The organism is Streptomyces sp. KR55, assembly GCF_052245645.1.
Taxonomy (GTDB): Bacteria; Actinomycetota; Actinomycetes; order Streptomycetales; family Streptomycetaceae; genus Streptomyces; species Streptomyces flavusporus.
The window spans coordinates 1-2,197 of the sequence record NZ_JBQQCE010000818.1; the positions used below are offsets into that span (position 1 = coordinate 1).

At 73.7% G+C, this 2,197-nt stretch carries 2 protein-coding genes; one reads left to right on the forward strand and one right to left on the reverse strand.

The features are described from left to right. The coding region (locus tag ACTWQJ_RS50475) for a hypothetical protein (RefSeq protein ID WP_443313054.1) at nt 1-1,100 on the reverse strand (1,100 nt) is incomplete at its 3' end. Nucleotides 1,101-1,277: 177 nt separating this feature from the next. Here ACTWQJ_RS50475 and ACTWQJ_RS50480 point away from each other — a divergent pair. Then, on the forward strand, nt 1,278-2,195 hold the full coding sequence (locus ACTWQJ_RS50480) for a class I SAM-dependent methyltransferase (protein ID WP_443313055.1): 918 nt from the start codon (nt 1,278-1,280) through the stop codon (nt 2,193-2,195). Nucleotides 2,196-2,197 lie beyond the last annotated feature (2 nt).

Genomic DNA, 2,197 nt, shown 5'->3' on the forward strand with positions numbered 1-2,197 from the left:
TGGTCGAGACGGGCGCGCACCTCACCCACGGGCACCTCCGGCCCGCCGCCCGCTCCCCCCTCCCCCCTGAGCCACTCCCGCACGCCCGCGAGCTCCGCCTCCGCCCCCGTGAGCGCCCCCGGCACCAGGCCCGCAGCCGTCGTCAGCTCCTGCGCGAGCCGGTCGACGCCGTCCACGAAGACAGCGGCCTGCATGATCGCGCCCTCGGCGGCGCGCAGGTGGGCGGCGGCCAGGTCGGCGTTGCCCAGGTCGGCCTGCTGACGGGACTGGTTGAGACGGACCGTGGCGAACACCAGGCGGTCCTTGGCCTGTTCGACGTACCCGACGACCGAGGCGGTGGCGCCGGGCGGGTACCGCACGGCGAGGTCGCCGAGGGTGGCCTCCGTCGTCCCCGTTCGCCCCGCCAGCTCCCGGAAGCGCGCCTCCGCGACCTCCAGCGCCGCACCGATGCCCAGCTCCAGGCCGCGCAGCACATCGAACCCGGCGGCCTCCGTGTCCAGCCGTCGCCCCGCCTCCGCGCACCGCCCGACGATCCCGGCGAGCACCTGCCGACGGGCCGACTCCTCGCCCGGCACTCCGTCGTCGTAGCGCTGCCGCATCCGGAAGGCGGCCGACAGCTCGGCCTCGGCCTCCCGCAGGGCCCGCCCGAAGGGTTCGGCGTCCGACGCGTCGAACCGGGTCCCGGCGAAGGCGAGTTCCTCCCGGCTGGTGCGTACGCAGTCGTCCGCCTCGACCAGCGCCGCCCGGGACTGCCGGTCGAACCGGGCGAGCGTCGGCTGGGGCGGCGGGCCGGGGAGCGAGCCGCCGGGGGTCGTCCGGGTGCGGGTGCGCCGGGTGCGCCGTACGTACCCGTACGCGGCGAGCGCGATCGCCGTGACCGCCGCGATCAGCGGCAGCACCAGGTCGGCGGTGTACGTCCCGTCCCCCTCCTGCGCGACCGCGCCCGGCCCGGGCCCGCCCCTGGCGCCGGTGTCCGTCGCCGGCACCAGCAGACACAGCCACATCACCGCGATCGCACCACCGAGCACCGCCTGCGCCAGGCGCGCCCCTGTGGGGGGTCCGGCCTGCCGCGGCCGGCCCCGGAACCGGGATGACGTCACGTTTCGGAGCGTATGGCCGGGAATGCGGGCCCGCGACCGGGGTGCGTCCGATGCGGTCACCGACTTGTTGTTCGGATGTCACACGGGCTTTCCCTCTACAGGTGCCCTAGTTTGTTGTGGACCACCTGTGGGAGGCCTAGGGTCCACTTCTCCTATCCCTGTGAGGGTCAGACATCCATGCGAGCGTTACTCACCAGCAAGGCGGCCCGGCGTGCCCTGCGTCCGATCGCCGACCTCATAGACCAGCGCATCGAGCGGCAGATCCGCCGGGCCGTCGGGCAGGCCTCCCGCGACGCCTCGCAGCAGGAGCTGAAGAGGCTGCGCGCCCGCCAGCGCCCGCTGGAGCTGTTCTTCGACGGGACCGGCCGGGGTGCGTCGCGGCTGCCGTCCGCCCCCCATCTCCACCGCACGATCAAAGAGCTGACCGACGTGACCGGGGACGCGGACGGCGCGGAGCGGAACGTCGCCCAGGCGTTCCGGCTGCTCATCGCGATGGAGGCGCTCGGGGTCGGCCGGATCGCCGGCGGCACCATGAACATCTGCGGCAAGCTCTCCGCCGTACCGCTGCTGGACCCGCCGAACGACGACGTCCTGGAAATCGGCACCCTCTACGGGATGTTCGGCGCGGCCCTGATCCGGATGATGGAGCGCGCGGGACGCGACCCGCGCCTGACGATCGTCGACCCGCTCGCCGGGACCCAGCTCCAGCCCGGCGCCACCATGGGCAAGGATGCCTCGGGCACCCCAGTGAACGGGACCGCGGTGCGCACCAATCTGGCGCTGGTGGGCGCGGCGGGTGCCGGGGCCCGGATCCAGCAGGGCTTCTCCGAGGACCCCGAGGTGCGTGCCCTGGTCTCCGACCGCTCCTACGGCGTGATCATCGTCGACGGCGACCACTCCGCCGAAGGCGTCGCCAAGGACCTGGAGTGGGCCGAGCAGATCGTCGCGCCCGGCGGCATCGTCGTCCTGGACGACTTCGGGCACCCCAAGTGGCCCGGCATCAAGGAGGCCTTCGAGAAGCACATGACCACCGACACCCGTCTGAAGTTCCTCGGCCAGGTGGCCCACTCGGGCTATCTGCGGGCCTCACGCTGACC